General features: G+C 69.8%; 22 protein-coding genes, 1 tRNA gene and 1 rRNA gene. 16 read left to right on the top strand and 8 right to left on the bottom strand.

Annotated features, from left to right (window positions below):
- Window positions 1-1,891 (bottom strand): coiled-coil domain-containing protein (locus tag MET9862_RS20575; protein WP_497756010.1); only part of this gene is annotated, 1,891 nt, incomplete at its 3' end.
- Window positions 1,892-2,202: 311 nt separating this feature from the next.
- Between MET9862_RS20575 and MET9862_RS20570 the strand changes: the two genes are divergently transcribed.
- The 4 genes from MET9862_RS20570 (at window position 2,203) to MET9862_RS20555 (ending at window position 8,383) form a co-directional block, all read left to right on the top strand.
- Entirely contained in the window at window positions 2,203-3,981 is a 1,779-nt protein-coding gene (locus MET9862_RS20570) for an acyl-CoA dehydrogenase C-terminal domain-containing protein (RefSeq protein ID WP_142584740.1), read from the top strand.
- A 299-nt stretch (window positions 3,982-4,280) separates the two neighbouring features.
- Entirely contained in the window at window positions 4,281-5,489 is a 1,209-nt protein-coding gene (locus MET9862_RS20565) for an acetyl-CoA C-acetyltransferase (protein WP_142584739.1), read from the top strand.
- Window positions 5,490-5,611: 122 nt separating this feature from the next.
- Window positions 5,612-6,115: a DUF2059 domain-containing protein gene (locus tag MET9862_RS20560; RefSeq protein WP_142584738.1), complete on the top strand. Its 504-nt coding sequence runs from the start codon at window positions 5,612-5,614 to the stop codon at window positions 6,113-6,115.
- A 63-nt stretch (window positions 6,116-6,178) separates the two neighbouring features.
- Complete coding sequence (locus MET9862_RS20555; protein WP_142584737.1) at window positions 6,179-8,383, top strand: 3-hydroxyacyl-CoA dehydrogenase NAD-binding domain-containing protein; 2,205 nt, start codon at window positions 6,179-6,181, stop codon at window positions 8,381-8,383.
- An 18-nt stretch (window positions 8,384-8,401) separates the two neighbouring features.
- Here MET9862_RS20555 and MET9862_RS20550 read toward each other — a convergent pair whose 3' ends face one another.
- Window positions 8,402-9,262 carry a 3'-5' exonuclease gene (locus MET9862_RS20550; RefSeq protein ID WP_142584736.1) on the bottom strand — a complete coding sequence of 287 codons (861 nt, stop codon included), beginning with the start codon at window positions 9,260-9,262 and terminating at the stop codon, window positions 8,402-8,404.
- A 217-nt stretch (window positions 9,263-9,479) separates the two neighbouring features.
- Here MET9862_RS20550 and MET9862_RS20545 point away from each other — a divergent pair, with 217 nt between their 5' ends.
- The 8 genes from MET9862_RS20545 to lpxB all read left to right on the top strand — a co-directional run bounded on the left by MET9862_RS20545 (window position 9,480) and on the right by lpxB (window position 19,615).
- Entirely contained in the window at window positions 9,480-10,409 is a 930-nt protein-coding gene (locus MET9862_RS20545; RefSeq protein ID WP_142584735.1) for an AEC family transporter, read from the top strand.
- Window positions 10,410-10,652: 243 nt separating this feature from the next.
- A complete protein-coding gene (gene rseP, locus MET9862_RS20540; protein ID WP_142584734.1) occupies window positions 10,653-11,810 on the top strand; it encodes an RIP metalloprotease RseP in 1,158 nt (385 codons plus the stop codon).
- Window positions 11,811-12,330: 520 nt separating this feature from the next.
- The gene (bamA, locus tag MET9862_RS20535; RefSeq protein ID WP_142584733.1) at window positions 12,331-14,904 is read left to right on the top strand and encodes an outer membrane protein assembly factor BamA; all 2,574 of its coding nucleotides are present in this window, start codon (window positions 12,331-12,333) and stop codon (window positions 14,902-14,904) included.
- 188 nt (window positions 14,905-15,092) lie between these two features.
- Entirely contained in the window at window positions 15,093-16,157 is a 1,065-nt protein-coding gene (gene lpxD / locus MET9862_RS20530) for a UDP-3-O-(3-hydroxymyristoyl)glucosamine N-acyltransferase (RefSeq protein ID WP_142584732.1), read from the top strand.
- Between the two features lie 132 nt (window positions 16,158-16,289).
- The gene (gene fabZ / locus MET9862_RS20525) at window positions 16,290-16,757 is read left to right on the top strand and encodes a 3-hydroxyacyl-ACP dehydratase FabZ (RefSeq protein WP_142584731.1); all 468 of its coding nucleotides are present in this window, start codon (window positions 16,290-16,292) and stop codon (window positions 16,755-16,757) included.
- Complete coding sequence (lpxA, locus tag MET9862_RS20520) at window positions 16,754-17,572, top strand: acyl-ACP--UDP-N-acetylglucosamine O-acyltransferase (protein ID WP_142584730.1); 819 nt, start codon at window positions 16,754-16,756, stop codon at window positions 17,570-17,572. Before fabZ ends, lpxA begins: the two co-directional genes overlap by 4 nt.
- Window positions 17,573-17,576: 4 nt before the next feature.
- Entirely contained in the window at window positions 17,577-18,437 is an 861-nt protein-coding gene (locus MET9862_RS20515) for an LpxI family protein (RefSeq protein ID WP_142584729.1), read from the top strand.
- Complete coding sequence (gene lpxB / locus MET9862_RS20510) at window positions 18,434-19,615, top strand: lipid-A-disaccharide synthase (RefSeq protein ID WP_142584728.1); 1,182 nt, start codon at window positions 18,434-18,436, stop codon at window positions 19,613-19,615. The genes MET9862_RS20515 and lpxB overlap by 4 nt, the downstream gene beginning before the upstream one ends.
- A gap of 19 nt (window positions 19,616-19,634) precedes the next feature.
- Here lpxB and tlpA read toward each other — a convergent pair whose 3' ends face one another.
- Window positions 19,635-20,267: a thiol:disulfide interchange protein TlpA gene (gene tlpA / locus MET9862_RS20505; protein WP_142584727.1), complete on the bottom strand. Its 633-nt coding sequence runs from the start codon at window positions 20,265-20,267 to the stop codon at window positions 19,635-19,637.
- Window positions 20,268-20,309: 42 nt separating this feature from the next.
- Here tlpA and argH point away from each other — a divergent pair, with 42 nt between their 5' ends.
- From argH to MET9862_RS20490, 3 genes are all read left to right on the top strand, one after another.
- On the top strand, window positions 20,310-21,701 hold the full coding sequence (argH, locus tag MET9862_RS20500) for an argininosuccinate lyase (RefSeq protein ID WP_142584726.1): 1,392 nt from the start codon (window positions 20,310-20,312) through the stop codon (window positions 21,699-21,701).
- A gap of 95 nt (window positions 21,702-21,796) precedes the next feature.
- On the top strand, window positions 21,797-22,060 hold the full coding sequence (locus MET9862_RS20495) for a hypothetical protein (protein ID WP_142584725.1): 264 nt from the start codon (window positions 21,797-21,799) through the stop codon (window positions 22,058-22,060).
- Window positions 22,061-22,232: 172 nt separating this feature from the next.
- Window positions 22,233-22,910 carry an invasion associated locus B family protein gene (locus MET9862_RS20490; protein WP_142584724.1) on the top strand — a complete coding sequence of 226 codons (678 nt, stop codon included), beginning with the start codon at window positions 22,233-22,235 and terminating at the stop codon, window positions 22,908-22,910.
- Window positions 22,911-22,962: 52 nt separating this feature from the next.
- Here MET9862_RS20490 and MET9862_RS20485 read toward each other — a convergent pair whose 3' ends face one another.
- Entirely contained in the window at window positions 22,963-23,241 is a 279-nt protein-coding gene (locus MET9862_RS20485) for a hypothetical protein (protein ID WP_142584723.1), read from the bottom strand.
- Window positions 23,242-23,790: 549 nt separating this feature from the next.
- Window positions 23,791-24,483 (bottom strand): HAD family hydrolase, encoded by a 693-nt coding sequence (locus tag MET9862_RS20480; protein WP_244612817.1) that lies wholly within the window; start codon window positions 24,481-24,483, stop codon window positions 23,791-23,793.
- Between the two features lie 133 nt (window positions 24,484-24,616).
- On the opposite strand from MET9862_RS20480, the gene MET9862_RS20475 reads away from it, so the two are divergent.
- A complete protein-coding gene (locus MET9862_RS20475; protein ID WP_142584722.1) occupies window positions 24,617-24,937 on the top strand; it encodes a PetM family of cytochrome b6f complex subunit 7 in 321 nt (106 codons plus the stop codon).
- 12 nt (window positions 24,938-24,949) lie between these two features.
- Here MET9862_RS20475 and MET9862_RS20470 read toward each other — a convergent pair whose 3' ends face one another.
- From MET9862_RS20470 to rrf, 3 genes are all read right to left on the bottom strand, one after another.
- Window positions 24,950-25,429, bottom strand: coding sequence for a PAS domain-containing protein (locus MET9862_RS20470; protein ID WP_142584721.1), 480 nt, complete (start codon window positions 25,427-25,429; stop codon window positions 24,950-24,952).
- Window positions 25,430-25,702: 273 nt separating this feature from the next.
- Window positions 25,703-25,779: transfer RNA gene (locus MET9862_RS20465), tRNA-Met, on the bottom strand.
- A gap of 50 nt (window positions 25,780-25,829) precedes the next feature.
- Window positions 25,830-25,915, bottom strand: a 5S ribosomal RNA gene (gene rrf, locus MET9862_RS20460); the annotation flags it as partial.

Genomic DNA, 25,915 nt, shown 5'->3' with positions numbered 1-25,915 from the left:
CATCCTCGGACGGGGCCGGGCGCGGCGCATCGGGCCGGCGCAGGGGCCCGTGGCGCGGTGCCTCCGCGGTCGAGCCGAGCAGCTGCTCGCCGAGGCTCGGCGCCCGGCCGGCAGCGACGCCGCTCTCGGCGGCGTCGAGGCGGATCATCAGGCGGTCGAGGGCGGATTGCACGCCGTCCAGCATCGTGCCGAGCCGCAGGTCGGAGGCCGTCTGCTTCGCCTGGAGGTCGGCAAGGCCCGCGCGGAGCAGGCCGATCTCGCCGCGGTCCTCGGGTCCGCGCGGCTCCGCGAGGCTCGCCGCGACCGCCTTGCGCGCCGCCCGCTCCAGGGCCGCCTCGTCCGGCGCCGATTCGCGCAGCGCGGAGACCTGCCGCAGCAGGTCGCCCATGGTCCGCTCAAGGCTGGCGAGGGTCGGGTCGACACTGTGCGCGTCGAGCCGGCTCGCGAGGCTGACCACCTGCCGCTCCAGGGCGTCGAGCCCCTCGGGCGCGGCCCGGCTGCCGACGCGCTCGACCTTCTCGGCCAGGGCGTTGAGCATGGTGTGGATCGAGGCGACATCGCCGCCCGGGCCGCGCAGGCTCTCGCCGAGCCCTTCCAGGCGCCCAATCAGGTCGCCGACGGGCTGATGGCTCGCCTGCTCGACCTTGTCGGCGAGGGCGTCGATCCGGCCGAGAATGGCCTTCGAGGCGGCCCGGTCGGTGGGTCCGCCCTCGACCTGGAAGGCGTCGAGCCGCTCGGTCATCGCCCGCATCTGCTCGGCGAGGGCGGCGGCCGGGCGGCCGGAGAGCCCGCTGCGGATCTCCTCCAGGATGGGGCGCAGGCCGTCCTCCGGTGCCGCCTGAGCGGCCTGGAGCTCGGCGATCTGCGCGCTGATCGCCTGCATGCCCTGGGCGAGACTCTGGATGCGCTCAGGGCCCGCCAGGGCGCCGACGAGATGGCGGATCTCCTCGATCTCGCGGGACAGGGCGACGAGCGCGTCGGCCTGCGGCGCATCGCCGGCACAGAGCGGCACCTGGCCGAGGCGCGCGGCGAGGCGCTCGACCTCGCCCGCGACGCGGGCATGGACATTGTCGGCAACCTCGTCCGACAGCCGGTCGATCTGGGCGCGGATCTCGGCGATCGGGGCCGCGATCGCCGAGAGGTCGGCCGAGGGCTGGGCCCGCTCGACCCCGGTGGCCAGGGAGATCATCGCCTGTTCGAGGGCGCCGACGTCGCGGCTGGTGGCCAGGCCACCGATCGATTCGCGCAGGCGCAGCGTCTCGCGCTTCAGCTCGGACACGAGGGCGGCGGTGTCCGCCACGAGCTCCTCGTGCAGGCCGGCATCGAGGCGGCGGGCGAGATCGCGGCGCATCCCGGCGACCACGTTCGGATCGCCCTCGCCGAGCTCGCGCTGGCGCTGGCGGATCTCGTGGACTGCGTCGCGGATCTCGCTCGCCGGGGCCCGGCCGCGCCGGCCATAGGGCCGCGCCGCAGCGAAGCGGTCGCCGAGTTCGGACATCCGACGCTCGATCTTCTCCTCGAGCGCGTCCAGGCGACGGCCCTCGGCCTCGCGCGCGGAGATGCGCTCCTCGGCGAGCGCCCGGTCGATCCCGTCGAGGCGCTCCAGCAGCGCCTCCATGGCGCGGGTCTCCGCAGCGGCGGCGGCCGACGCCTTGCGCGGACCCGTGGGCTGCCGTCCCGCCACGGGACGCCGCTCCTCGGCCTGACGCGTTGAGGCGGCCGCAGACGAATCCCCGCGCCCCTCGCTGCGCCCGCGGCGGCGCCCGAGCTGGGGCACGTTGGCGGCGATCCAGTCCTCAAGCGGGATGCCCGCCCGCAGCGCCACGTCGCGCGCGGCTTCGATCACTTCCGGATCGAAGCTGTCGAGGTTCGCCTTGGCGGTTCGCGTCATAACTCGGCCTGCCTCTAAGGCGCGGCACACAGCCCAAGCCGGCCTGAATTTAGGTCGCCGGAGCCGTGCGGTCGTCGGATCGGTGCGACCATTAACTTTCTTGGTAAACAGCCGGTTAAGAGCCTCTTTGCGCTGGAGAAGCCCGGCTTTGTCTCTGGAGAGCTGCACCTCGACATCGCGACGCCCTATCACGGAGCGCCAGCCCCGGCCCTTGCGCGAAGGCCGAGAGATAGTTTATATGTGAACTATCGAGCGGGACGCGGCGCATCCGGCGCGCCGGAGACCTCGCCGGCTTATCGGAGGGAGATGAGATGCCGAGCTACCGCGCCCCGGTCGAGGACACCCTGTTCCTCCTGAACGACGTGCTCGGCTTCCACCGCTACGACAACCTGCCGGGCTTCAGCGAGGCCTCGCCGGACGTGGTCGAGGCGGTGCTCACCGAGGGCGCCAAGCTCGCCGACACGGTGTTCGCCCCGGTGAACCGCGCGGGCGATCTCGAAGGCTGCACCCGCAACGCCGACGGCTCGGTGACGACGCCCAAGGGCTTCAAGGCGGCCTACGACGCCTACGCACAGGGCGGCTGGATGGGCCTCTCGGTGCCGGAGGAGTTCGGCGGCCAGGGCCTGCCCCACACCCTCAACACCGCGATGCAGGAATTCGTCTCCGGCGCGAACCTGGCGCTCGGCATGTATCCCGGGCTCACCCAAGGCGCGATCGCCGCCCTGCTCGTGCACGGCTCGGAGGACCAGAAGCGGACCTACGTCCCGAAGATGGTCGAGGGCGCCTGGACCGGGACCATGAACCTGACCGAGCCGCATTGCGGCACGGATCTCGGCCTGCTGAAGACCAAGGCGGTGCCGAATGGCGACGGCTCCTACAGCCTCACCGGCACCAAGATCTTCATCTCGGCCGGCGAGCACGACCTCTCCGAGAACATCGTCCACCTCGTCATCGCCCGGATCGAGGGCGCGCCGGCCGGCACCAAGGGCATCTCGCTCTTCGTGGTGCCGAAGTTCCTGGTGAACGCGGACGGCTCGCTGGCCGAGCGCAACGGCGTCTCCTGCGGCTCCCTGGAGCACAAGATGGGCATCCACGGGAACAGCACCTGCGTCATGAACTATGACGGCGCGAAGGGCTGGCTCGTGGGCGAGGCGAACCGCGGCCTCAACGCGATGTTCGTGATGATGAACGAAGCGCGCCTCGCGGTGGGGGTGCAGGGGCTCGGCCAGTCCGAGGTCGCCTACCAGAACGCCGTGGCCTACGCGAAGGACCGCCTGCAGGGCCGCGCCCTGACCGGCGCCAAGGCGCCCGACAAGGCCGCCGACCCGATCATCGTCCATCCGGACGTGCGCCGCACGCTGATGGGCATCCGCGCCTTCAACGAAGCCGCCCGCGCGCTGGTGCTCTGGACCGCGCTGCAATCCGACATCGTGCACCGCTCGCAGGACGCCAAGCAGCGTCAGGCGGCCGACGACCATATGGGCCTGATGACGCCGGTGGTGAAAGGCGTGCTGACCGACCGGGGCTTCGCCAACGCGGTCGAGGCGCAGCAGATGTTCGGCGGCCACGGCTATGTCGAGGAATGGGGCATGTCGCAGTTCGTGCGCGATGCCCGCATCGCCATGATCTACGAGGGCGCCAACGGCATCCAGGCCATGGACCTGATCGGCCGCAAGCTGCCGCGCGACGGCGGCCGCGCGATGATGACCTTCCTCGGCGAGGTCCAGACCTTCATCAAGGACCACAACGAGACGGAGGCGATGAAGCCCTTCGTCGCCCCGCTCCAGGCGGCGGTGAACGACCTGCAGGGCGCCACCATGTGGTTCATGCAGAACGCGATGGCCAAGCCCGACAACGCGGGCGCCGGGGCGACCGACTACATGCATCTCCTCGGCCTCGTGGCGATGGGCTACATGTGGGCGCGGATCGCCAAGGCGGCACAGGAGAAGGCGGGCGAGCCCCGCATGGAGGCCAAGCTCGTCACCGGCCGCTTCTTCATGGAGCGCATCCTGCCGGAGACGGCGCTTCGCCTCGCCCGGATCAAGACCGGGGCGGACAGCACCATGGCGCTCGCGGCCGAGGCGTTCTAGGTCGGAAAACCAGAGAGAACGGTGCGGGAGCGAGGGCGGGAATCAGGACAGGCCCCCTCTCCCGTGCGGGAGAGGGTTGGGGTGAGGGATGAGAATGTCCCGGAGCAGGCTCCACATGAGCTGCGCCACCGTTGCGAGTTCTCCGGAAAGTTCTCGACCCTCACCCTGTCCCTCTCCCGAACGGGAGAGGGGACCCGCGCCGGATCAGGCAGCCGTCCCTCTTCGGACTTCGATGATGCGAGGATCGCCCCTCCCGTCGAAGAACCAGGGACACGAACGGCACACGAGGAAGCGCAGAGATGCCCGAGGCCTACATCTACGACCACGTCCGCACGCCGCGCGGCCGCGGCAAGCCGGACGGCGCGCTGCACGAGGTGACGGCCCTGCGCCTCGCCGAGACGGCCCTGCGCGCCCTCAAGGAGCGTAACAACCTCGACACGACGCGCGTCGACGACGTGGTGCTCGGCTGCGTCGATCCGGTCGGCGAGGCTGGCGGCGACATCGCCCGCGCCGCGGCCCTGGTGGCCGATTACGGCGCCCACGTGCCCGGCGTGCAGATCAACCGCTTCTGCGCCTCGGGCCTCGATGCGGTGAACTTCGCCGCCGCCCAGGTGATGGCGGGCCAGCACGACATGACGGTGGGCGGCGGCGTCGAATCGATGAGCCGCGTGGGTCTCGGCGCCTCGGGCGGCGCCTGGCCGGTGGACCCGGCCATCGCGGTGAAGTCCTACTTCATGCCGCAGGGCGTCTCGGCCGATCTCATCGCCACTAAATACGGCTTCACCCGCGACGATTGCGACGCCTACGCCGTCGAATCGCAGAAGCGCTCGGCGAAGTCCTGGGACGAGGGCCTGTTCCGCAACGCGATCGTGCCGGTCAGGGACATCAACGGCATCACGCTCCTCGACCGCGACGAGCACATGCGGCCCTCCACCGACATGCAGTCGCTCGGGCAGCTCAAGCCCTCCTTCGTGCAGATGGGCCAGATGGGCGGCTTCGACGCCGTCGCGATCGACGCCCATCCGGACGTCGAGGCGGTCGATCACGTCCACCATGCCGGCAACTCGTCGGGAATCGTGGACGGCGCCGCCGCCGTGCTGATCGGCTCGAAGGAGGCCGGCGACGCGGCGGGCCTGCGGCCGCGGGCGCGGATCCGCGCCTTCGCCAATATCGGCTCCGACCCGGCCCTGATGCTCACCGGCCCCGTGGACGTGACGCGCAAGGTGCTCGCCAAGTCCGGCCTGAGCCTCGCCGACATCGACCTGTTCGAGATCAACGAGGCCTTCGCCTCGGTGGTGCTGCGCTTCCACCAGGCCTTCGACCTCGACCCGGCCAAGGTGAACGTCAACGGCGGAGCCATCGCCATGGGCCACCCCCTCGGGGCGACCGGCGCGATGATCCTCGGCACGGTGCTGGACGAGCTGGAGCGCACCGGCAAGGAGCGCGCCCTGGTGACGCTCTGCATCGGCGCCGGCATGGGTACGGCGACGATCATCGAACGGGTGTGAGCGCACGGGGGCTCGGGAGCGCGTTCCGCCGCGCTCCCAAATCCCTGGAAACGCTGGTAGACGGCCGCGCGACCGCCGCACCGGGCGGCGGAAACGAGACCTCACCGGGAGCAACGCCGCAGATGAACCGCCTGATCGCCACCCTCTGCCTGACCACCGCCCTGGCGCTGCCTCTCGGCGCCCGCGCCGACGAGGCCGCCGACAAGATCGCGCAAGCCCAGACGCTCGTGACCAAGACGCTGATCAAGAACCTTCAGACCGGCTTCGCGACGGCGCTGGAGAAGACCGTGGCGTCGATGCCGGAGCAGAAATCCGAGGCCGTGCGCAAGGAGCTCATGGCCGAATTCGAGCGCCAGCGCGGGATCATGGTCGAGGGCCTGTCGAAGGAATACGCCGACAAGTTCAGCCTCACCGAGCTGAAGCACCTCAACGAGATCTACGACGACAAGACCTACCAGAAGTTCCAGAGCCTCAATGCCGACCCGAATTCCTCGGTGACGGCGATCTCGCAGGGCTCGGTGACCAAGCTCCTGAACATGCTGGCGGTCGCCGCCGCGGGCGAGGCCGGCTCGCAGACCGGCGCGCCGCCCGTGCCGACCCCCGCCCCGGCTCCCACCCAGAAATGACGGGGGCCTGAGCGGCGCCTGCCGCGCTGCCGGCCCCCGAGGACTTCGAAGAGGAAGCGCTCCATGACCGACCTGAAGAACTTTCGCTTCGAGACCGATGCGGACGGCATCGCGGTGGCGACCTGGGACATGCCGGGCCGCTCGATGAACGTCATCACCGAGGCGGTGATGGACGAGCTGTCGCAGATCATCGAAACCGTGGCGGGTGACGCCGGCATCAAGGGCTGCGTCATCACCTCGGGCAAGGACAATTTCTCGGGCGGCGCCGACCTGACCATGCTCCAGGGTCTCGGCCGCGCCTACGAGGCGCTCAAGGCGACGGAGGGCGAGGAGGCGGCGATGGTCCGCTTCTTCGAGGAGTCCCGCCGTCTCTCGCTGTTGTTCCGGCGGCTGGAGACCTGCGGCAAGCCCTTCGTGGCGGCAATCAGCGGCATCTGCCTCGGCGGCGCCTTCGAGCTGGCGCTGGCCTGCCACCACCGGATCGCCTCGGACGACCCGAAGACCCGCGTCGGCCTGCCGGAGATCAAGGTCGGCCTGTTCCCGGGCGGCGGCGGCACCCAGCGCGTGGCGCGCCTGATGCAGACGGGCGACGCCCTGCAGATGCTGTTCAAGGGCGAGCAGCTCCGCCCGCTGATGGCCCGCAACATGGGCCTCGTCCACGCTGTCGCCCCGAAGGACGAGATCGTCGCCCAGGCCAAAGCCTGGATCGCGGGCGGCGGCTCGGCGGTGGCGCCCTGGGACGTGCCGAAGTTCAAGGCGCCGTCGGGCAAGGTCTACTCGCCGGCCGGCATGATGATCTGGCCGCCGGCCAACGCCATCTACCGCCGCGAGACGCACGACAACTATCCGGCCGCCAAGGCGATCCTGGCCTCCGTCTACGAGGGCCTGCAGCTGCCCATGGACCTCGCCCTCAAGGTCGAGAGCCGCTACTTCGCCAAGATCCTGCGCACCAGCGAGGCGCAGGCGATGATCCGCACCCTGTTCATCTCGATGGGCGAGCTGAACAAGGGTGCGCGCCGCCCGAAGGATGTGCCGCCGACCGACCTGAAGCGCGTCGGCGTGGTCGGCGCCGGCTTCATGGGCGCAGGCGTCGCCTATGTCAGCGCCAGTGCCGGGCTCGAGGTGGTGCTGATCGACCAGACGGCTGAGGCCGCCGAGAAGGGCAAGGCCTACGCCCACAGCCTGATCACCGGGCAGATCAACAAGGGCCGCGCCAAGACCGCCGACCGCGACGCGCTGCTCGCGCGCATCCAGACCACGACCGACTACGCGGCCCTGAAGGACTGCGACCTCGTGATCGAGGCGGTGTTCGAGGATCCGCGCGTGAAGGCCGAGGTGATCAGGCAGGTCGAGGCCGCGATCGGCCCCGACGCGGTCTTTGCCTCGAACACCTCGACCCTGCCGATCACCGGACTCGCCAAGGCCAGCGCCCGGCCCGACCAGTTCGTCGGCATCCACTTCTTCTCGCCGGTCGAGAAGATGATGCTCGTCGAGATCATCAAGGGCGAGGCCACGGGCGACCGGGCGATCGCGACGGCGCTCGACTACGTGCGCCTGATCAAGAAGACCCCGATCGTGGTCAACGATTCGCGCGGCTTCTTCGCCAATCGCTGCGTGACGGCCTACATCCTCGAAGGGCACAAGATGCTGCTCGAAGGGGTGCCGCCCGCGATGATCGAGAACGCGGGCAAGATGGCCGGCATGCCGGTCGGTCCCCTCTCGCTCAACGACGAGGTCGCGCTCGATCTCGGCCTCAAGATCGCCAAGGCAACCGAGGCGCAGCTCGGGCCCGACGCGATCGACCATGGCCAGAAGCAGCTCCTCGTGGAGCTGGTCGAGAACCAGGGCCGGCTCGGCCGCAAGAACCGGAAGGGCTTCTACGACTATCCCGAAGGCGCGCCCAAGCGCCTCTGGCCGGGCCTGAAGGACCTGCAGCCCACGCGGCTCGACCCCGACAGCCTCGACATCGAGGAATTGAAGCACCGCCTCCTCGTGGTGCAGGCGCTCGAGGCCGCCCGCACCGTCGGCGAGGGCGTGATCACCGACCCCCGGGAGGCGGATGTCGGCTCGATCCTCGGCTTCGGTTTCGCGCCGTTCACCGGGGGCGCGCTCTCCTACATCGATTTCATGGGGGCGGCGGCCTTCGTCGAACTCGCCCAGGCCCTGGAGGCGCATCACGGCCCGCGCTTCTCGGTGCCGGAGAACCTCCTCGCCATGGCGCGCGACGGCGGCACCTTCTACGGGGCGGCGCGTCAGCAGGCGGCCTGAACTCGGCGGCCGGTCCGATCAGGCGATCGGATCGGCCGCGAGCGTCCGGACGACGTGCGCCAGATCGGCTACGTTGTCCGAGAGCAGGTCGGTAATGTCGCCGACCGCCAGCGCCTTGACGTGGCGGCAGCGCACGCCGTGGCGGCCGGCCATGCAGGTGCAGCGGAGATAGGGCGCGCCTGCGCGCTCCTCCAGGGTCACGTCGTAGCGGTTTCCGGTGCTGCCGCGCACGACGAAGCGCGGAGGCGCGGACGGAGCCGGGCGCAGAGCCTGCATCACCCGGGCCGAGATCGCGCCGCCCGCGCGCGGGGGCGGAGGCGGCCCGCCCGCGACGCGGGTGACCGGCAGGTCGATCCGCCGCGCGAGATCGGCCATGTCCGCGGCCCCCGTCTCGCGCATCGCGGCAAGCGCGATCTCGGCGCAGGCATAGGCGTCCTCGCCTGCATCGTGGTGCGCGAAGCGGATGCCCAGGCGCCCGGCGACCTTCGACAGGCCGCAGCCGGCGGGATGGGGGAAGACGCGCCGCGCCACCTGCACCGTGCAGAGATAGGCGAGCGGGGGCGCCGCGAGCCCGCAGGCGTGGAGCGAGGCGCGCAGCACGCCGATATCGAAGCTCGCATTGTGCGCCAGCACGAGGCCGCCGGCGAGATCCGGCAGGAACTCGGCCATCACCGCGTCGAAGGGCGGCTTGTCCGCCACGTCCGCCGGCAGGATGCCGTGGACGCGGATGTTGCCGGGCGCGAAGCGCAGCTCCGGCGGCCGGATCAGCCTGGATTCCCGGCGCACGACGCGGCCGTGCGCGATCCAGGCGAGACCGACCGCGCAAGCGCTGTCGCGCCGTTCATTGGCCGTCTCGAAATCGATGGCGATGATGGTCATCGGAGGGGGAGTATGGCACGGGGTCGGCCCGCGGCGGCAGTGGCACGCGTGGCCGCAGGCCGGTGACGCGAAAAGCCGGCGAAAATGCGAGCCCGCGCCACCTGCCTGTCAGCCTGCGGGTGAGCCATGCACCCGACGCCCCGTGCAGCGCGGTGCGAACGTGGTATGCGCGCGACCAGCCGCCCTCCCCTCCCTGCCGCCGGAACCCGTCCTTGCCGTGAACGCCGTCACGATCATCGTCCCGATCTTCGGGATCATCCTGATCGGCTGGGCGGCGGCCCTCGCCGGCCTGCTCTCCGAGCGGGTGAGCGACGGCCTCTCGGAATACGTCTTCGCCATCGCCGTGCCGGCGCTGATCATCGGCACCCTCACCCGGCCGGGGCTGGAGGGCGAGATCGCGTGGTCCTACTGGTTCTCCTATTTCGGCGGAGCCGCGATCGCCTGGGCCGCCGGCTCGCTCATCGCGCTGCGCCGCGCCGGGATCGGACGCCAGGGGGCGGTGCTGCACGGCTTCGCCGCGAGCCAGTCGAACACGATCTTCGTCGGCGTGCCGATGATCCTGCAGGCCTATGGCGACGAGGGCGCCTTCCCGCTCTTCCTGCTGCTCGCCGTCCATCTGCCGCTGATGATGGGGGTGGCCACCTTCCTGATCGAGGCCGAGAGCGGGCGCTCGCTCTGGCAGCGGCTCGTCGGCCTCGCCCGGGTGCTGTTCAAGAACCCGATCTTCGTGGCCCTGCTGATCGGGATGGCGATGAAGCTGCTCCGGATCAGCCCGGCCGGGCCGGCGAAGAGCATCCTCGACGCCTTCGCGGCGACCGCCTCGACCTGCGCCCTGGTGGCGCTCGGAGCCGGGTTGCGGCGCTACCGCGTGCTGTTCGACCTGCCGGGCGCGCTCGTCGTCGCGCTCCTCAAGACGGTGCTGCACCCCCTCGCCGTGTGGCTCCTGGCCTTCCACGTCTTCTCGATGCCGCCGGCCTATGCGGGGGTCGCGACCCTGTTCGCGGCGATGCCCTGCGGCATCAACGCGTACCTTCTCGCCGTGCGCTACAAGACCGAGACCGGTCTCGTGGCCGCCTCCGTGCTGGTCTCGACGCTGATCGCGCCGGTCACCACGCTCACGTGGCTGGCGCTGCTCGGTCACGCCTGATCCACCATCCCGACGGATCGACCCGATCCGGCATGGCAGGCCCGGATAGCGGGGACAGCGGGACCCGACGCGGCCAGGACCGGGCCGGGGCCTCGCCTCGGATCCCGCTCCATGCGACGCTGGCGGTCCTCGCGACGGTTTGCGTTGGCCTCCGCCCATGCCGATCTGTTAGAGCGAGACCCGACACGGCGGGAGAGCCGGGCCGGGATACTGCCTCCCGGGGGAGGCCTTGAGGATCGGGGCATGGACTTTCTGAACGCGATGGGCGGCACCGCCAGCGGCTTTTTCGGCGCGGTGATCCCGTTCCTGTTCGTGCTCACCATCGTGGTCTTCGTGCACGAGATGGGCCACTTCCTCGTCGGGCGCTGGTGCGGCGTCGGCGTGCACGCCTTCTCGATCGGCTTCGGGCCGGAGCTCTTCGGCTTCAACGATCGGCACGGCACCCGCTGGAAGCTCTGCGCCATACCGCTCGGCGGCTACGTGAAGTTCCACGGCGACGCCAACGGTGCCAGCGTACCCGACGCCGCGACCGTGGCGCGCATGAGCCCGCAGGAACGCGCGACCAGCTTCCCGACGCAGCCCGTCTCGAAACGCGCGGCCATCGTCGCCGCCGGGCCGGCCGCCAACTTCATCCTGGCCATCCTGCTCTTCGCTGGCGCGATCTGGCTCGGCGGCCGCTACGAGCTGCCCGCCCGCGTCGCCGCGGTGGAGCCGAACAGCGCCGCGGCGGAGGCGGGCTTCGAGCCGGGCGACCTGATCAAGGCGATCGACGGCCAGCCGGTCGGCGACTTCAACGCCATGTACCGCACCGTGACCGGCAGTGCCGGCACGACCCTCGTCTTCACGATCGAGCGCAATGGTGCCGAGCGGCAGGTCACGGCGACGCCGCGGGTCCACGAGGACCGCACGCCGTTCGGGCGCCACCGGGTTGGCCGCCTCGGCATCCGCTCGCCGAACGGCTCGGAGGCGAAGCTCGTCCAGTACGGGCCCCTCGCCTCGCTGAATCTCGGCGTGCACGAGACCTACTTCGTGGTCGAGCGCACTTTCTCCTATCTCAGCAAGCTCGCCACCGGCCGCGAATCCGCCGACCAGCTCTCGGGCCCGATCGGCATCGCACGTGTCTCCGGCGAGGTCGCCAAGACCGGTGGCGTCGGCGGCCTCGTGGGTCTGATCGCGCTGCTCTCCGTCTCGATCGGCCTGCTGAACCTGTTCCCGGTCCCCCTTCTCGACGGTGGCCACCTGCTCTTCTACGCCTTCGAGGCGGTGCGCGGGCGCCCTCTGAGCGAGCGCGCGCAGGAGATCGGCTTCCGCATCGGCCTCGCCCTCGTGCTGATGCTGATGCTGTTCGCCGCCTGGAACGATATTCTCAATCTCGGCGCCTCCTGGGGTCGCAACACCTGAGAGCGGGCGATGGTCACCTCGGCGTCAGTCGGGCGCGCTGCCTCCAGGCCGCCCGGCCTGGAGAGAGCGGCGCGCCACGCCTGAAGTCGCCCCGCGATCAGGGCATTCCGGGACGATCCGATCCGCCGATCCGCCCCCTCCCCGGCCGCGCCGCGGATTCGCCGCAAAGCCGCCGTGATCCGGCCGCCCGTCACGCCTCGGCAGCCGCATCGCAGGGACGGCGAAAACGCGGTTTACGAAGCCTTTCCGCAACCGCGAAGCGATCCGGAAAGTCGTTTGCGGCGCGGATTTTACCTGCGGTTTACCCTGCTGACGGATCGTGGTCCCACAAGCGCCCGCGTTAAGTGGCCCGAAGGCCACGACCCTCCAATTTCCCCAGGCGGCCCCCTACGGCGACGTTTGCTTGCCTCGGGAATCCCGTTAAGAGCTACGCTTGGACCAGGTGACGGGACGGCCGGGCAACGGCCGCCTGTGGCGGGTTTGAGTTCCCGCTCCGAGAACAACACAGACGGGCGATTACATGATGTCGATGACGGGGAAGCACCGGCGCGAGTCGGTGAAGCGGACCATCGTCCTAGTCGCCGCTGCGACCGGGGCTCTGGTCAGCACCGCGGCGCAGGCGCAACAGATCGTCGTTCAGGGCAACCGCCGCGTCGATTCCGACACGATCCGGTCCTACGTTACCGGCACGGCCTCGGGCTCGTCCGAAGAGGCCCGGCGCAACCTGCTCGCCAGCGGCATGTTCTCGGATGTGAAGGTCGCCCAGAGCGGCGGCCGCACGGTGGTGACCGTCCGCGAGAACAACATCATCAACCGGGTGGTGTTCGAGGGAAACAAGAAGGTCGAGAAGGCCACGCTCGAGGGGCAGATCGAGGCCAAGGCGCGCGGCGCCTTCAACCCGGCCGTGGTCAATGCCGACGTCGCCCGCATCAAGGAGATCTACCGGCGCGCCGGCCGCGGCACCGCCAAGGTCACCTACCGCACCGTCGACCTGCCCAACGGCACCATCGACGTGATCTACCAGATCGACGAGGGCGATAAGACCGGCATCGTGTCGATCAACTTCGTCGGCAACAACGCCTATTCCGAGCGGACCCTGCGCGGTCTGATGAGCTCCTCGGAGATGAACTTCCTGAGCTTCGTCAAGACCTCGGACGTCTACGATCCCGACCGGATCGCCAACGATCTCGACCTGGTCCGCCGCTACTACCTCCGCAACGGCTACGCCGACTTCCAGATCGTCAACGCCGATGCCCGCTACGTCGAGGGCGAGGACAAGACCGGCTGGGTCATCACCGTCACGGTGAACGAGGGCGAGCAGTACCGGGTCGGCGCGGTGGCGGTCGACTCGCGCCTGCCCGGCGTCGATACCGGCCGTCTCGACGGCGAGATCCGCGCCGCGGTCGGCGACGTCTACAACGCCGAGGACGTCGAGAAGTCACTGTCGGGCATCACGACCGACGTGAACCGCCAGGGCTTCCCCTTCGCGCAGGTGCGCCCCACCGGCCAGCGCGACCGCGCCACGCATCAGGTCTCCCTCGGCTTCGTCGTCGAGGACGGCCCGCGCGTCTACATCGAACGCGTCAACATCCGCGGCAACACCCGCACCCGCGACTACGTCATCCGCCGCGAACTCGATTTCGGCGAGGGCGACGCCTACAACCGCGTGCTCACCGACCGCGCCGAGCGGCGCCTGAACGGCCTGGGCTTCTTCAAGAAGGTCCGCTTCTCGAACGAGCCGGGCTCCTCGCCCGACCGCGTCGTCCTGAACATCGACGTTGAGGATCAGCCCACCGGCTCGTTCTCGGTGGCGGGCGGCTACTCGACCCAGGACGGCATCATCGGCGAGGTCTCGGTCTCGGAGTCGAACTTCCTCGGCCGCGGCCAGTACGTCCGCGTAGCCGGCACCGGCGGCCAGTATTCCCGCGGTGTCGACTTCTCGTTCACAGAGCCGTACTTCCTTGGCTACCGCCTCGCGGCCGGCTTCGACGCCTTCTACAAGTACAGCGACCTGACCCGCTACTCGCGCTACGAGACGACGGTCTATGGCGGCCAGCTCCGTCTCGGCCTGCCGATCACCGAGGAATTCGGCGTCACGCTGCGCTATTCGCTCTACAACACCGAGCTGAAGGTCCCGAACACCATCAAGCGGCCGTACAACGACTGCTCGACGCCGATCCCGGGCGTTACATCGACGTACACGGCGACAGACAATACCGTTAACGGCGTGCCGCGGCCTGATTTGATCGGTCTCGCGAAGTATCCGGAGTGTGCCTATAACGGCGAGGCCTCGATCGCGCTCAAGGGCTCGCAGGGCAACACCCTCACCTCCCTCGCCGGTCTGACGCTTGCCTACTCGACGCTCGACGTCATCGGCGCACCGCGCAACGGCCTCTACGCCGAGCTGAAGCCCGACGTCGCCGGCCTCGGCGGTGACTCGAAGTTCTTCCGCATCACCGGCGAGGCCCGCTACTACAAGGAACTCTGGGAGGACGTCGTCGGCTTCGTCCGTCTGCAGGGCGGTCACATCGAGTCCCTCGACGGCAACCCGCTGCGCCTGACCGACCAGTTCTTCCTCGGCCCATCGCTGGTCCGCGGCTTCGCCCCGAACGGCATCGGCCCGCGCGACGTCGGCACGACGGATGCCCGCTCCAACGCGGTCGGCGGCTCGACCTATGTCGGCGCCTCCGTCGAGGTGCAGTTCCCGCTCTGGGGCGTGCCCAAGGATCTCGGCCTGAAGGGCGCGGTCTTCGCCGATGCCGGCACGCTGTTCGGCTATAGCGGCCGTCGGGTCTTCAACGTGAACGGCGACGCCATGATCAATGGCTTCTCCCCTGGGTCGGGCTGTAACTTCAACACCTTCACCATCGGCGTCGAGCCGGAGTGCTTGAACGTCCGCGACAAGACGACGATCCGCTCGTCGGTGGGCGCCTCGATCCTCTGGAACTCGCCGCTCGGCCCGATCCGCTTCGACTACGCCTACGCGCTGTCGAAGGACGAGGGTGAGAAGGTCTTCGTGAACGGCGCCTATGCCGGCCGCGTCGGCAAGGACCAGATCCAGGCGTTCCGCTTCTCGGGCGGCTCGCGCTTCTGATCCGGCCTCCGGGCCTCGCCTGACCACATCGCGCGCCGCTCCGGCATCCCGGGGCGGCGCGTCGTCATATTGGCGCCCCTTTCGCATCGCCTGACGGTCGGCCACGATCGCCCGCCGCAGCCGCGACGGTGCAGGACGGGCCCGCATGCGACCGGCATGCGCTGCCCGCGCGACGGTTTCGCTAGAGCATGTCCGACCCGCATTTCTTCACCGCGCAGACGACGCTGACGCTCCGCCTCATCGCCGAGGCCGCGGGAGTCCCCCTGCCCGAGGGCGCCGATCCGGACCGGACCGTCACCGGGGCCGCACCTCTCGACCGGGCGGGTCCGCGCGACCTCGCCTACATGGACAATGCCCGCTACGGCGACACGCTGGCCGCGACGCGCGCCGGCATCTGCCTCGTCTCGCCGCGCTTCGCCGCCCGTGTGCCCACGGAGACCGTGGCGCTCGTCCTGCGCGATCCCTACCGCGCCTACGCCGCGCTCCTCGGCCGCCTGCATCCGGATGCCCTGCGGCCCGGCTCGCAGTTCGGCGCCCGCGGGATCGCACCGGGTGCCCATGTCCATCCGGAAGCCCATCTGGAGGCCGGCGTCACGGTCGATCCCGGCGCGGTGGTCGGTCCCGGTGCCGAGATCGGATCGGGCACGGTGATCGGTCCCAACGCGGTGATCGGCCCCTTCTGCCGGATCGGGCGCGATTGTGCGATCGGCGCTTCGGCAAGCCTCAGCCACACGCTGATGGGCAACCGGGTGATCGTGCATCCGGGCGCACGCATCGGCCAGGACGGTTTCGGCTTCGCCATGGGCGCGAGCCATCTGAAGGTCCCGCAGATCGGTCGCGTCATCGTCCAGGACGATGTCGAGATCGGCGCGAACACCACGATCGACCGGGGTGCCAGCCGCGACACGGTGATCGGCGAGGGCACCAAGATCGACAACCTCGTGCAGATTGCCCACAACGTGGTGATCGGGCGTCACTGCGTGATCGTGTCGGGCGTCGGCATCTCCGGCTCGACCACCCTCGAGGATTACGTGGTGCTCGGCGGCCAGGTCGGTGTGGTCGGCCATCTCACGATCGGCCGAGGCTCTCAGATCGCCGGCTCGTCCAACGTCAACCGCGACGTGCCGCCGGGCAGCCGCTGGGGCGGGACGCCGGCCAAGCCCGTCCGCGCCTGGTTCCGCGAGCTGACGACGCTGGCGCGGCTCGCCGAGCGATCCGGCAGCGCCGAGAGCCGCGACGAGGCGGAGCGGTAGGCGGCCGGTCGCCGGGATCGGACGGCTTTCCAAACGACTTGCACTGGGGCGCGGTTTTGGTCGAAACACCGGCCGGATCCGGAATGAACGAACCGGCCGCGCTGGCGGCCGGGAGGCGGGGTAATTGAGGCGATGACGGAGACGGTGCAGGAACTCGGCGCGGCCGACATCCAGAAGGTGCTGGAGCTGCTGCCCCATCGCTACCCCTTCCTGATGATCGACAAGATCATCGAGATCGACCGGGACGAGAGCTGCATCGGCATCAAGAACGTCACCGCCAACGAGCCGCAATTCACCGGGCACTTCCCCGGCATGCCGGTCTTTCCGGGCGTGCTGCTCATCGAGGGCATGGCCCAGACCGCGGGTGCGATCTGCTGCCGCCACCTCGCGGCCGGCGGCGCGGTCCAGACCAAGCAGGTCTTCTTCATGACCATCGACAAGTGCAAGTTCCGCAAGCCGGTGGTCCCCGGAGACCAAGTGCGCTTCCACATGAAGAAGCTCAACCAGCGCAAGACGATGTGGTGGTTCCGCGGCGAGGCCCGCGTGGACGGCGCGCTCGTGGCCGAGGCCGAGATCGGCGCCATGCTGGTGACTCAGTGAGCGTGACAGCGATCCATCCGAGCGCCATCGTCGAGGCCGGCGCCACGATCGCCGAGGGCGTGCGGATCGGGCCCTTCTGCCATGTCGGGCCGGACGCGGTGATCGGGGCCGGATGCGAACTCGTCAGCCATGTCGTGGTCGCCGGCCGTACGACCATCGGCCCGCGCACGAAGATCTATCCGTTCGCCTCGATCGGTCACCCGCCGCAGGATCTGAAGTACCGCGGCGAGGAGACGACGCTCACGATCGGCGCCGAGTGCCAGATCCGCGAGGGCGTCACCATGAATCCGGGCACCATGGGCGGCGGCTCCGAGACCGTGGTCGGCGACCGCTGCACCTTCCTGGCGAATTCCCATGTCGGGCACGACTGCCGGGTCGGCTCGAACGTGATCTTCTCCAACAACGTCATGCTGGCCGGCCATTGCAGCGTCGGCGATTACGCGATCCTGGGCGGCGGCGCGGCCGTGATCCAGTTCGCGCGCGTCGGCGCGCACGCCTTCGTCGGCGGCCTCTCGGGCCTGGAGAACGACTGCATCCCCTACGGCATGGTCGTCGGCAACCGGGCGCACCTGTCGGGGCTCAACATCATCGGCCTGCAGCGCCGCGGCTTCGCCCGCGAGGACATCCACGCGCTGCGCCGGGCCTATCGCCTGCTCTTCGCGCCGGAGGGCACCCTGATGGAACGCGTCGAGGACGTGGCGGCGGAGTTCGCCGAGCATCCGGCGGTGCGCGAGATCCTCGATTTCATCCGGGCCGGCGGCAAGCGCTCCATCTGCACGCCGCGTGAGGCGCCGGCCGCCACCGGCGCGGCCTGAACCCATGCCCGCCCCGGCGGAACCGAGCGGAAGCCTCGTGCTGGTCGCGGGGGCCGGACGCCTGCCGGACCTCGTGGCGGATTCGCTCCAGCGGGCCGGCCGGAGCTTCAAGGTCCTGGCCCTGCGCGGCTTCACCGATCGCCGGCTGCGGGCGCGGGCGGACGCCACCGTCGACCTCCTCGATATCGGCGGGACCCTGGCCATCCTGAAGAGCTGGGGCCCGGCGGTGGTCGTGCCGGCAGGCGGCGTTGCGCGCCCGAGCCCGGCGGCCCTGCTCAATGCCGGCGCGGCCCTGCGCAACCGCGAGGCGCTGCGCGCCATTGCGGGCGGCGGCGACGACCGGCTCCTGCGCGCCGCCCTCGCCCTCCTTGAGGAGAACGGCCACCGCGTGCTCGGCGTGCACGAGGTCGCACCTGACCTGCTCAGCCCCCTGGGGATCCTCGGGCGACACGCGCCGGATGCCGAGGCGCAGGGCTCGGTCGGCACGGGACAGGCGCTGCTCGCCGGCCTCTCGCCCTTCGATGTCGGCCAAGCGGCGGTGGTGACGGGCGACCGGGTGCTCGCGATCGAGGGACCGGAGGGCACCGACCGCATGCTGGCCCGCGCGCGGGGTCTCAACCGGAGGCCCTTCGGCTACGGCCGCCCCACCGCCGGCACGGTGCTGGTGAAGCTCGCCAAACGCGGCCAGGACCTGCGCATCGACCTGCCGGCCGTCGGTCCGCGCACGGTGCGCAACGCCGCCGCCGCGGGCTGCGCGGGCATTGCCGTCGAGGCCGGCCGGACTCTGTTGATCGACCGTGCCGAGACGGTGGCCGAAGCCGATCGGCGCGGCCTCTTCCTCATGGGGTTGGAGACGCGGGCGTGAAGATCTGGCTCGTGGCGGGCGAGGATTCGGGCGACCAGCTCGGCGCGAAGCTGATCCGGGCCCTGCGCGCCGCGGCCCCTGGCCCGCTCGAACTCGGCGGTGTCGGCGGTGAGGCGATGGCGGCGGAGGGCTTCACCTCGCTCTTCCCGCTCGATGACGTGGCGGTGATGGGCTACCTGCCGGTGCTCGCCCGGGCGCGCACGCTGCTGCGCCGCATCCGCGAGACGGTGGACGACGTGGTCGCAGCGCGGCCCGACGTGCTCGTCATCATCGACAGTCCCGGCTTCACCCATGCGGTCGCCTCGCGGGTGCGCAAGCGACTGCCGGACCTGCCCGTGGTCGATTACGTCTCGCCGAGCGTTTGGGCCTGGCGGCCCTGGCGCGCGAAGACCATGCGCGCCTATGTCGACCATGTCCTCGCGCTGCTGCCCTTCGAGCCGGAGGCCCATCGCCGCCTCGGCGGCCCCCTCTGCAGCTATGTCGGCCACCCGCTGATCGAGCGCCTCGGCGAGTTGCGCCCGGGGCCGGATGCGGCGCAAGCGCGGCAGGTTGCGCCCTACACCCTCGCCGTGCTGCCGGGCTCGCGCCGCTCCGAAATCGAGCGGCTGATGCCGGTCTTCGGCGAGACGCTGGCACGGTTGAAGGCGGAGGGCCGCCCGTTCGAGGCGGTGCTGCCCGCAGTGAGCCGCCACCGGGCCCGCATCGAAGCTCTGGCCGCCGCCTGGCCGGTGCCGGTGCGCATCGTCGCGGGCGAGGCGGAGAAATATGCGGCCTTCCGCGCGGCCCGGGCGGCGCTCGCCGCCTCGGGCACGGTGACGCTCGAGCTGGCGCTCGCCGGCGTGCCGATGGTCGTCGCCTACAAGGTCTCGCGGATCGAGGAGTTCATCGGCCGCCGCCTGATCCAGGTGCCGACCATCGTCCTGCCGAACCTGATCCTCGGCGAGAACGCGATGCCGGAATTCATCCAGGCCGACTGCACGGCCGAGCGCCTCGCCGGCGCCCTCGGCCCCCTGCTCGCAGGCGGCTCCGAGCGAGAGCGCCAGGTGGCGGCTTTGGAGCGGATCGACGGGCTGATGCAGCTTCCCGGCGGCGAGGCGCCGAGCGAGAGCGCCGCACGGATCGTCCTGGGATCTCCGAGGAACACCCAGGGCTCCGCCCTGGACCCGCCAAAGGCCTGAGGCCTTTGGAAACCCATGATCAGCTTCGTCCGAGGGCCGCGCGGATCAGGTTGCGGCCGTCCTCGCCCGACCACTCGGCGGGTCCCTTCATCACACCCACCGTGCAGCCGGCGGCGTCGATCAGCATGGTGGTCGGCAGGCCTGTGGAGCCGGTGTCGCGCTGGATCGCGGGTAGCACCCGGCCGCCCGGATCAGCGTAGTAGGCGAGCGTCGCGATGCCGTTCTCCCGCATCCAGAGCGGCGGCTTGTCCACGTTACGGGTGTCGAGGTTGATCGCCACCACCGCGAAATCCGCTCCACCGAGCGCGCCCTGGAGCCGGTCGAGGGCCGGCATCTCGGCCTTGCAGGGCGCGCACCAGGTCGCCCACAGGTTCACGAGCAGCAGCTTGCCGCGCAGATCCGCGAGACGCATCTCGGCCCCGTCCGGCCCCTTGAAGGCGATGTCCGGCGCGGGCCGGGGCGTCTCGGGCGCCTGCATCGCCGCGACCTCGCCGCGCGCGGCGGCCGAGACCCGGGCGAGCGCAGCGCCGGAAGGCGCGCAGGGGCCCGCCCCGTTGCCGCCGGTGGAGCCGGTCCCGTATAGGGCAAGGCCTGCGGCGAGGGCGGTCACGAGACCGGCCCCGATGGCGAGACGAAGGGCGGTCACGGGCATCGGCCTTGCCTGTCCTGGTCGGAACGAAGGGACGTTGAGAGCATGAGCAACCGGATGTGGGGCGGCCGCTTCGCGAGCGGCCCGGCCGAGATCATGGAGGAGATCAACGCCTCGATCGGATTCGACAAGCGCCTCGCGCCCCAGGACATCCGCGGCTCGCTGGCGCATGTGGCGATGCTGGGTCAAGCCGGCATCCTGCCGCCCGAGGATGTGGCCGCGATCGAGGTCGGCCTCAAGAGCGTCCAGGCCGAGATCGAGTCCGGCACCTTCGTGTTCCGCCGCGAACTCGAGGACATCCACATGTCCGTGGAGAGCCGGTTGACCGAGATCGTCGGCCCGGCCGCGGGGCGCCTGCACACGGCGCGCTCGCGCAACGATCAGGTCGCCACCGACATGAAGCTCTGGGTGCGCGACACCCTCGACTCGCTCGATGCACAGGCCGCCGAGCTGCAGCGTGCGCTCGCCGACAAGGCCCTCACCCATGCCGGCACCGTGATGCCGGGCTTCACCCATCTGCAATCGGCCCAGCCCGTCACCTTCGGCCACCATTGCTTGGCGTATGTCGAGATGCTGGCGCGCGACCGCGGTCGCTTCCGCGATGCTCGCGCCCGCCTCAACGAGTGCCCGCTCGGAGCCGCGGCACTCGCCGGCACCTCCTTCCCGATCGACCGGCACGCCACGGCCGCGGCGCTCGGCTTCGACCGGCCGACAGCGAACTCCCTCGATTCCGTGGCGGATCGCGATTTCGCACTGGAGGCTCTGTCTGCGGCCTCGATCTGCGCCGTGCACCTGTCGCGCTTCGCCGAGGAGCTGGTGGTCTGGACCTCGGCTCAGTTCGGCTTCGTGAAGCTCTCGGACGGCTTCACCACCGGCTCGTCGATCATGCCGCAGAAGCGCAACCCCGACGCGGCGGAGCTGGTGCGCGCCAAGGCAGGGCGCATCATCGGCGCGCTGACCGGGCTCCTCATCGTGATGAAGGGTCTGCCCCTCGCCTATTCGAAGGACATGCAGGAGGACAAGGAGGGGACCTTCGACGCGCTCCAGGCTCTCTCCCTGTGCCTCGCCGCGATGACCGGCATGGTGCGCGACCTCGAACCCGCCGCGGCGGTTCTCGCGAAGGCGGCCGGTTCCGGATACAGCACCGCGACCGACCTCGCCGACTGGCTGGTGCGCGAGCTCGGCCTCCCCTTCCGGCAGGCCCACCACGTGACTGGCCGTCTGGTCGGCGTGGCCGCGTCCAAGGGCGTCGGGCTGGAGGAGCTGTCCCTGCCCGAGATGCAGGAGGCGGAGCCTCGCATCACCGACGCGATCTACGCGGTGCTCGGCGTCGAGAACTCGGTGGCGAGCCGTACCAGCTACGGCGGCACTGCGCCGGCCAATGTGCGGGCTCAGGCGGAGGCCTGGATCACGAAGCTTTCAGGGGACAAGGCCTGAGCTTGTGCACTGCAACCTTCCGGTCCCACGTACGTTCACCGTCCAGCTAAGTTGCGTCGCTTAGAAGCTCGGCCATGTGGATCGGAGATCGCAGCATGCCCGTCGAGAGTTGGATCAAGCCGGATGAGGCGCCGGACATGGCGGCGGCTGCCACCGCCATGATCGATGCCGCTCTGAGCGGGTCCGGTCTGTCGCGCGAGGCGTACTGGGCCGCCGTACGCAAGGGCTACAACACGCCCTACAACGACCCGCCGGCACGCCAGAACGCTGAGCCGGCGGTCACGATCACCGTGACCGAGGAGGCGCTGCCGGTGGCCGTGATGGCCGCAGCCGGCACGGCCGAGATCCGCGCCGTCTGATCCACAACCGGATCGATCCTCAAGAGAGGCGAGGCGGCCGCGGTCTTGTGCACGCCTTGCCCTCTCCCTGCCCTCTTTCCCGCCGACTTGCCGTCCTGACGCTCAAGCGTCACTAGAACCCTGCGCGCCGGCCACGCTGTGCGTGCTGGACGATGCTGCCCAGGATGTGCCGATGCGCCGTGCCCTCTGCCTGTCGACTGCCGGAGCCCTCGCGTTCCTTGCCCCTGCCCTGCTCGCCGGACAGGCGCCGAGCGCCCTCGGCACAGGTCTGGCGCAGGCGCAGGAGGCAGCGGATCCCGAGGCGGCACCCAAGCAGCGCGGCCGGCGCGGGCGCGAGCGGGCGAAGCCTGCCGCGACGCCGCCCGGCATGCAGCAGGCCACGCCGGTGGCGGTGATCGGTGACTGGAACGTCTTCACCAACGGGCAGGGCAAGACGCGCCTCTGCTACGCCATCGCCCAACCGCAAACCCGGTCGCCCAACACGCTGAAGCGCGACAGCGCCTACCTGTTCGTGACCGTGCGCAAGGGCGAGAACGTGCAGAACGAGGTGGCGGTGATGTTGGGCTTCCCGGCGAAGCCCGCCGCCGCCCAGCAGAAGCCCGGCGCCGCCGCAGCCCCGACCGATCCGAGCCTGAACATCGGCACCGCCCGCTACGGCCTCGTGACCAAGGACAACAACGCTTGGCTCCAGAACCCGGCGGAGGAGGCCAAGGTCGTCGCGGAGATGAGTGGCCGTGCCCCGAAGCTCGTGATCAAGACGACCTCGGCCCGCGGCAACCCGACGAGCGACGAGTATGCCCTTGCCGGATTCTCGGAGGCGATGAAGCGCACCCGCGAGGAGTGCAAATAGGAAACGGCGGCCCGAAGGCCGCCGCATCGATCGTTCCGACACGGTCTGCCGGTCAGACCGCCCTCAGGCGTTGACCGGCGGTGCGTGCCACACGCCCACCCGGCCGGGTGCGCGTGCGAAACCGGTCGCGGGCGGCCCGCGCCGCTTGCTCGGTGCTGCCGAAGACGACGCCGTCGAGGCTGTCGAAATCGCGGGTCGAGGAGAAGAAGCGCACGCCGCGCCCCTCGGGCACGGTGATACCGGCGGCGATCTCGCCGACCTCGATGATGCGAGGCGCGGCCGACGGGCCGCCGAAGCCCGGCTCGGGCTCAGGGATGTGTAACTTCGACATGGATGGACGACTCCCGGTGGCCGGCAGCCAAAGCCGGCACGACTGCGATGGATCGGTGAGAAAGGGTCGATCTCAGCGTCGACAGCAGACGCGAGCCCAGCGCATGGACGGGACTCCGGAACGTCGAATTTTTACATCTGATACAGTCACACGCCGTCCTCCTGAAGAAGGACCACGAAGCCTTGGCAAGCAGCTTAAGATAAGCCAGCGACCACGTGGTGCTTTAGCGTTTGTTTTCGCGGCGCAAGCTACGCTCTTCAAATCACCGCGGCCGCAGACCCCGGCTCCGGGGCTGCGACATCATTAAAATGTACCCGTCACCCCCGTCCGTCAACGGAAGCATGTTTCGTTTTTGCACGGAAGCGTGGCAGGCGCATGACGCCGGGGCGACCCTTTGGCAGGGCCTTCGCCTTCGAGGCTCGATGTCGGGCTCGCGAACGCTCGGACGTACCTCGCGCCGCACCTGACCCCTGGCGGGTCTCCCTCTCCAGGCAGAGCAGCGCGGAGGCCCTTCTTCAGGAGGCTCCGAGCCCCTCGCGACGGCCGGATTCAGCCCGGCAGGATCAGGCGCGCGAGGCCGGCATAGTCCGAGACGACGACGTCGGCGCCCGCGGCCGACAGGTCCGCACCGGCCGGATCGTGGCCCCAATGACCGCCGCCGGTGAAGCCGATCACGCGCATGCCGGCGGCACGCGCCGCCGTGACGCCGGGCACGCTGTCCTCGACCACGAGGCAGGATGCCGGCGCGGTCTGCATCCGCGCGGCCGCGTGCAGGAACAGGTCCGGGAAGGGCTTGCCGCGCGGCACCTCGACCGAGGAGAAGATTCGCCCCTCGAAGAGCGGTAACAGCCCGGTGAGACCGAGCGAGTGATGCAGCCGCACGGGATCGCTGCTCGAGGCCACGCAGATCGGCAGATCCAGGGCAGCGATCATCTTGGCGGCGCCTGTCATCGCACGCAGTTCGATATCGAAGGCGCACAGCGTCTTGGCCTTGACCGCATCCACGAACCCATCGGGGGCGACGACGCCATAGTCGCGGGTGATGTGCGCCATGATCGAGGTCATCGAAGTGCCGGCGAAGCGGGCCCGCACCGTCTCGACATCGATGGGAACGCCGATCCGGTTCAGGCCTGCTGTGAGGCAGGCGAGGCTGATCGGCTCACTGTCGACGAGGACGCCGTCGCAATCGAAGATCACCAGGGCCGGTCGTCCGTGACCGGCCGCATCCGCACGCGCATCCACGCCGTCGCGTTCTCCCACCAGAGTCCGAGCCGTCTGGCACGGTGTGCCGGCGCCTGGCAACCGCTTGCGCTCACGCGAGCGTGGCCATACTCCGAATGTTGACGGACCGGATCCCGCCCCAGCGGAACCAACGATGCTGCGTTTCCTCAGCCGCTTCCTCGGCTTTCTTCTCCTGGCCGGCGGCTTCGTGGCCCTCGTCTATGACGGTGCCCGCTCGATCGCGAACAATGCCTTACGGGTCACGCCGCTCTCGGACCTGATCTTCACGATCTTCAAAGAGAAGGCGGGCGCGCTCCAGGGCAGCGTACAGGGCATCGCCCCCTGGCTGTGGGATCTTCTGGTTCTGCCGCTGACGCTGGCCCCGGCCTCGCTCATTGGCCTCGGGCTTGGCGCCGTCCTGATCTGGCTTGGCCGCCCGCGCCGCGAGCCGATCGGATTTCTCACGCGCCCTTAGACAAGCGGCTCGTCAAGACCGCGCTTCGAGTTCCGCGACCCTGGCTTTCAGCGTCGCGATCTCATCGAGCAGGCGGTAGCGCTCGCTGACATCGAGCTGCGAGGCGAAGAAGTAGCGCAGCTGCCCGGCCTCGTCGTGCACCGGCCCGAGATAGAGCGCGTTGCGGAAGGTCGAACCATCCTTGCGATAATTGAGCAGGTCGACCGTGATCGGCGTCTCCTGCCGGATCGCGGCGCGGATCGCGTCGACCGAGGCGGGATCGGTGTCCGGCCCCTGCAGGAACCGGCAATTGCGGCCGGTCACCTCCATCCGTTCATAGCCGGTCAGGGCCAGGAAGGCGGTGTTGGCGAAGACGATCGGATTGTCGAACAGGCGCGGATTCGTGACGATCATCGGCATGCGCGTCGCGCGGACCGCGGCGGCGAAGGGATCGCCCTGGTTCGACTCCGCCTGCAGATGGTCCAGCAGACGCACGGGGTTCGTCGGGTCCATGCGCCTCGGAAGGGTCCGCCAGGATTGCGACGCGAAAGCTACAAAGCCGTGGCAAGGCCAGCAAGGCTTAGATCCCCGAGTCCTGTGCGAACCAAGCGCGCACCCCTGTTCGGAGATGGAAGAAGATCGAACGGCAGCGGGGGCAAATCGCCCCCTCCCCTCCTCCGATCAGAGACAGCGACCGCAGCTGTGCGGCATGACCGGATTCTGGGCTGGAAAACGAAAAATCCCGCCAAACCGAAGGCTTGGCGGGTCCGATCACATGAAGTGGTCTGGTTGCGGGGGTTGGATTTGAACCAACGACCTTCAGGTTATGAGCCTGACGAGCTACCGGGCTGCTCCACCCCGCGCCGGGCGTGCGTGAGATCGTGTCGAGGGGCTGTGTGATTGCGTTGGGCAGGCCTGGCGGCGACCGACTCTCCCGTGTCTTGAGACACAGTACCATGGGCGCTGGTGCGTTTAACGGCCGAGTTCGAGATGGGATCG

This window comes from Methylobacterium symbioticum (assembly GCF_902141845.1).
Lineage (GTDB): Bacteria > Pseudomonadota > Alphaproteobacteria > Rhizobiales > Beijerinckiaceae > Methylobacterium > Methylobacterium symbioticum.
The sequence above is the reverse complement of the archived record's forward strand: the minus strand, read 5'-3'. Positions and strand labels throughout refer to the sequence as shown.